The sequence below is a fragment of the Flavobacterium enshiense DK69 genome (assembly GCF_000498495.1).
Classification (GTDB): domain Bacteria; phylum Bacteroidota; class Bacteroidia; order Flavobacteriales; family Flavobacteriaceae; genus Flavobacterium; species Flavobacterium enshiense.
Map to the genome: position 1 here is coordinate 1 of NZ_AVCS01000014.1, position 6651 is coordinate 6651.

At 40.2% G+C, this 6651-nt stretch carries 2 protein-coding genes; both read left to right on the forward strand.

Annotation, left to right across the window (positions count from 1 at the left end; all coding sequences use genetic code 11):
* Nucleotides 1–1389, forward strand: a 1389-nt coding sequence (locus tag FEDK69T_RS09875) for a T9SS type A sorting domain-containing protein (RefSeq protein ID WP_035656355.1), incomplete at its 5' end; no start/stop codon positions are given.
* A 369-nt stretch (nt 1390–1758) separates the two neighbouring features.
* On the forward strand, nt 1759–6651 hold a 4893-nt coding region (locus tag FEDK69T_RS09880; protein WP_035656356.1), incomplete at its 3' end, for a beta strand repeat-containing protein.

Genomic DNA, 6651 nt, shown 5'->3' on the forward strand with positions numbered 1-6651 from the left:
ACGGCTCAACCAACGGCTTCAGCACAGACGTTCTGTAATGCTGCAACTGCTGCGGATTTAACAGCAACAGTAACAGGTACAGGAATTAAATGCTATACTGCATTAACAGGCGGATCGGCTTTATTGTCGACTGATGCTTTGTCGAATGGTACTTATTATGTAACACAAACAATCTCAGGATGTGAGAGTCCGAGATTAGCAGTTGCTGTAACAGTAAATACTACGGCTCAACCAACGGCTTCAGCACAGACGTTCTGTAATGCTGCAACTGCTGCGGATTTAACAGCAACAGTAACAGGTACAGGAATTAAATGCTATACTGCAGCAACAGGTGGATCGGCTTTATTGTCGACTGATGCTTTGTCGAATGGTACTTATTATGTAACACAGACTATCTCTGGATGTGAGAGTCCAAGATTAGCGGTTACTGTGACTGTGAATACTACGGCTCAGCCAACGGCTTCAGCACAGACGTTCTGTAATGCTGCAACTGCAGCGGATTTAACTGCAACAGTAACAGGTACAGGAATTAAATGCTATGCTACAGTAACAGGCGGATCGGTTTTATTGTCGACTGATGCTTTGTCGAATGGTACATATTATGTAACACAGACAATTTCAGGATGCGAAAGTCCGAGATTAGCAGTTGTTGTAACAGTAAATACAACGGCTCAACCAACGGCTTCAGCACAGACGTTCTGTAATGCTGCAACTGCTGCGGATTTAACAGCAACAGTAACAGGTACAGGAATTAAATGTTATTCAGCAGCAACAGGTGGATCGGTTTTATTGTCGACTGATGCTTTGTCGAATGGTACTTATTATGTAACACAGACAATTTCAGGATGCGAAAGTCCTAGATTGGCGGTTGCTGTTACTGTAAATGTAGTGGGAGCTCCAACAGGATCTTCAACTCAGGCTATTTCAGTAGCTGTGCCTTCGGATGCTACTATTGAAGATCTAACAGCTACGGGAACTGGTAGTGTTGTTTGGTATCCAACAGCAGCTGATGCTTTAGCTGGAACTAATGCTATTCCTGCTGGAACGCAATTGACAAACGGAACTGTTTACTATGCAGTGCAAACGGTTGGAGGTTGTAGAGGTACTTCTTATTTAGCAGTTACGGCTACGGTTACTTTGGGTGTAAATGATTTTGCTTTAAGCAACTTAAAATTATACCCTAACCCGGTTGCTGATATCTTAAATGTAGAAAACGGACAAACTATTTCTACTATAGAGGTTTATAGTATTGCAGGGCAAAGAGTTATGGTTAAGGCTGTAGACGCAATGTCGGCTTCGATTGATATGTCATCTTTGGCTGGAGGGACATATTTAGTTAAGGTTGTTGCTGATGATTCAGTTAAAGCAATTAAAGTGATTAAAAAATAATTACTACCTAATATCTGCCTATTTAAAAACCGTCTGTTAATTCAGACGGTTTTTTTTATGGTTTTATTTTTTTAGAATTTTTAAGTTCTGTATGTGAAATCAATGATTGGTATTTGATGAAAAGAAAAGCTTGTTAAATAGGGAAAATGCTGTTTTTTCTGATTTAATAATTTTTGAAGATGTTTGTTTTTGTCGATTAGTTTTCGCTCTGTTTCCGTATTTGTAGTGATTGGGTTTGTTTTTAGTGAAAAATGTAGTTTTTTTAAAATATTGTTATATATGGGATAGAATGTTATTTTTTTGGGACGTAAAATTTTTTAAAATAGTAATTCTCAGTAGATTCGCCATCAGAATAACTAAAAATGTATTATGAACAAAGCTTACAATTTATTGAAAGGGGCGAGAGTCCTTTCCTTTTTAAATTTGACATTTGGGAAAAATTGTTTAGGTAGTCCTTCTTTTGACGGGGGATTCTCCAAACATACCCAGATGGAAAAAAACTGTTCTTCATTGGTTTTGGGTGTTTTGTTAACTGTTTTTGCATCAGTTACAGGTATGGCTCAAGTGACCACAAATGGAGGTTCGGGATTAAATCCGACTTATTCGGATCTGGCAGCAGCCATTACGGCTCTTAACGGTGCAACAATTACAAGCCCGGTAGTGATTACTTTGACTGGAAATGAAACAGCTCCTGCAGGGGGGTATGTAATTACGGCTGAAGGAACAATAGCAAACACAATTACTATTGCTGGTGCTGGAAGTACAATTACAGCATCTGGGACGCTTACTGCGGGGTCTTTATCAGACGCAATTTTTAAACTTCAGGGTGCTGATTTTGTGACTTTGCAAGGTTTTACAATGTTGGAAAATCCAGCTAATATAACTACGGCAGAAGGATCAAACAATATGACCGAATGGGGAGTTGCATTATTATATGCTTCGGCTACCAACGGATGTCAGAATGTTACGATCCAAAACAACACCATTGATTTGCACAGAATGTATCAAAACAGTTTTGGTATCTACAGTAACTCGGCTCATAATACTACAGCTCCGACATCTGGTGCAACGGCATCAGGGGCAACTGGAGGAAATCACAACCTGAAAATTTACGGCAATACCATTACTGATGTTAATAATCCGATTGTGGTTGTTGGGCCAACTGCGGCGGCTGACCATAATGACGGATTGGACATAGGAGGTAATAGTGCTGCTACCGGAAATACTCTTACAAATTTCGGTAATACAGGTAGTTTTTCGGCTTTTTCAACAGTTAGCCAAAGCCAGGTGGCAGGGGTACAAATAAGGAATTCGAAAAACATCAATGTTTCCTATAATACGATAACAAGTTCTGACGGAGGTACAACTTCAGGGATACTTAGAGCAATTTATTTGCCTACTAATACAAATGCTGTTACAGGGACATTTACTAATTCATTTACGAATAACACTATCTCATTGCGTGTTGGCGCAGCTGCTTCTGCTATTAGCGGGATTATGCTTGAGGCTTCAACGGTTAGTAATACCTCTACGTTGAATATCACGGATAACGATTTTGTAAACTGTGGGCACTCAACGGCGACAGCTACAGGAGGATTTACATTGATATCCAATCAGTCAGCGGCATTAAACACGAATATCAATAACAATGAGTTCATATATTTGAACATCATATCTACAGGGGCTTTTACTTTTATTTATAATAGTGGGGCTAGGCCTGCAGGTGCTGTGACGAATGTTAATGGCAACAAAATTACAGGAACATTTACGAGACCAAATTCTGGCGGAGCTACCAGTTTTTACATGAACACCACTACTTCGGTCAACGGTGCTGTAGAAAACAATCTTAATAACGATTTTTCGAATATTACAATTAACGGAGCAACAACAATTACCGGCTGGATTTCCAAAGATGGAGCTACGACAGCACCATTCGGGCCAGCTAAAACGGTAACAGGGAATGTGTTCAGGAATATCACTGGCGGAACAGGTTCTATTGTGATTTTGAGTGTTGCAAACAGCAACAGTGCTACAGTTAACAGTGTTTCCGGTAACATTATTTCAAATATCAACACCACTACAGGAGCGGTTACGGGAATTGATTTAGCTAATGGAAACCAAAGTGTTTCCGGTAATACGATTTCGGGTATTAATACAACTACAGGTGCTATTAAAGGAATAACAACGGCGAATGGTACAAACAGTATTTTTGGCAACACTTTGGAAGCTTTCAAAGGAACAGGTATGGCAACAGTTAATGGAATTGAATATACTGAGGGTATACATGCTATCTACAAAAACAAGATATATAATTTAGAAAGCGGTACGGGTGCTCCTACTGGGGCTACTGTTGTAGGTATTATAGGAGGATCAGCATCAGCAGCTGGTCAAGCGGATATTTACAATAATATTATCGGGGATTTACGTGCGTCAGCGAATTTCGCCAATGCCATCGTAGGGATTAATCTTGGAGGATCGGGGACGGCAAACGTATACAATAACACCATTGTGTTAAATGCTGCTGCTCCGGCGGTTACCAATTTTGGATCGGCTGCACTTTTTGCTGGGCAGTATATTTTAATAACAGTGAAAAATAATGTTTTAGTTAATACTTCTGGATTTGCAGGTACCGGAAAAACGGTAGCATACAGAAGAAATGTTAATTTAACGAATTACAATTCCGCCTCGAATAATAACTTGTTGTATGCAAGCACTATTTATTTTGACGGAACTAACGCCGATACAACGTTAGATGCTTATAAAGCTAGAACAACGCCACGTGAGAGTCTTTCTGTAAGTGAGAACCCTACTTTTGTGAGTATGGTAGGCACAAGTCCTGACTTTTTGCATGTCAACACGACGGTAGCTACGCAGATTGAAGGTGGTGGAACAAACGTGACTTTGGTGACAGAAGATTTTGATGGAAATAGCAGACATGCATCTACTCCTGATATCGGAGCGGATGAGTTTACAGGTGTATCATTAGATTTGACAAAACCAATAATTGCACTTACTGCGGATACTGCATGTTCTATTGGAACAAGAACGGTTTCTGCAACTATTACTGATGCTTCAGGTATACCTACAGCAGGTGCAGGATTGCCGGTAGCTTACTGGAGAATAAATTCAGGGGCTTATACAGCAGCAACCGGAACATCTATGGGCGCTGGTGTTTATAATTTTACGATAGGTGCCGGAAGCGTAGCAGGAGATTTTCTAAGTTATTATGTGGTTGCTCAGGATGCTGCAACGACTCCTAATGTGTCTGTATATCCTTCAGCTGGGGCGGCAGGACTAACAGCTAACCCTCCGATGGCGGCAACAGCTCCAACTGCACCGAATGCGCTTGTAACACCTCTGAATGGTGTTTATACAGTAGGAACAGGTGGAAATTACACAACATTAACAGCTGCGGTTACAGCTTATAACACAAGATGTTTGGCAGGTCCGGTTACGTTCTCGTTACTTGATGCAACATACAGTGCTGCGGAAACATTCCCTATTACAATCCAGCAACATGCTGATGCGAGTGCGGTAAATACTTTAACTATTAAGCCGGCTGCAGGTATTGCTCCAACAATTACAGCAAGTAATACTACGGCTATTGTGAAATTAAACGGAGCTGATTATGTAACTATTGATGGTTCAAATAATGGAACAAATTCAAAAGATTTAACCATTGCAAATACTAGTACATCAACGTTGCCTGCAGTAGTGTGGTTGGCAAGTTCTGCTACTACCGGAGCTACTAATAACACTGTTAAGAACTGTATAGTAAGAGGACAGGCTTCAACAACAACCCGTGCAGCAATTGAAACTTCGGGAAGTGCTATAAGTGCAGTTGCAGAAATGGTGAACTCAGGAAATAAATTCCAAAATAATACAATTTCGTTAGCTAAAAACGGTATCGAAATCGTTGGACCTGTGGCTATGCAGTCCGGAACGGTGATTTCTGGGAATACCATTGGAACGGGTGCTGCTACGCTTAGTATTAGTGGAATATCTGTATCAAACGAAAACGGTACTGTTATCGATAACAATACTGTACATGGAGTGTCATCGACAAATTCTATATCTCCTTTTGCAAAAGTGGGTGGAATTCTTTTAATGACAAATACTTCGGGAGTAGTAATATCAAATAATACTATCAAGAACATTAAGTCAATTTTTAACCTGACTGGAGACAACAGTGTGGCAGGTATCATTGTGCCAGCAGGGAATATCGACGCGATAATTAAAGGGAATGTAATCACTGATATAGGTAATAATTCTAATGCGGCATACGGAGTAAGAGGAATTACAGTATTAGGAAATGGTGCTGCCATTACTAACAATATGATTTCGGATATTTATAATTATCAAGGTTCAATTTTAGGATCTGCTTCAACAATAGGTGTTGCATTAAGCGGAACTGCTGCTAACGTTAGCTTGATTAATAATACCGTTCATCTTTTTGGAAATCGTGCAGGGAATGCTGCAAATACGACTTCAGGTGTGGCGGCATGTATTTATATCGAGACATCCGGAAGCGGCTTGGATATCCGCAATAATATCTTGGTGAATACTTATGATAATACAGCATCAACAGGAGATAAATCGTATGCCATTTATTCTATGGCATCTGGTAATACACAGTTCGCTGCAATCGATAACAACGATTATTATGTTGCAGCTGGCGGAACACCGGTTATTGGATATTTGAATGGAGATAAAGTAACTCTTAATGATTTTGTAACTGCTTTTGGCGGTAACACTAATTCTGTAAATGTATTGCCGGTTTTCACTTCTAACACTGATTTACATTTGGTGCCGGCGAGCAATAGTGCTTTAGATAATTTAGGAACTCCTGTTACTGCGGTTGCAAATGATATTGACGGGCAAACCAGAAATGCATCAACTCCAGATATGGGAGCCGATGAGTTTACATCTGTTTGTGCTGCAGCTGTGGGTGGAACAAGTGCTGCGACAACAACAACATTGTGTACTTCAGGTAGCACGACAATTTCAGCTACCGGTTATACTACCGGAAACGGAATTACATATCAGTGGGAATCTGCATCTGATGCAGCATTTACTACACCTGTAAATGAAGGAGCTTCAACTGTAACCTATGCTAATTTAGTAACGCCTACTATCACAGAGACTACTTATTATCGATTAAAAGTTACTTGTTCAGCTGGGATGTCTGGTTATTCCACTGTTTCAACTGTGACGGTTGCTTCGGTTTTAGCAGCACCTACATTTACTCCGGTAGCTGCAATT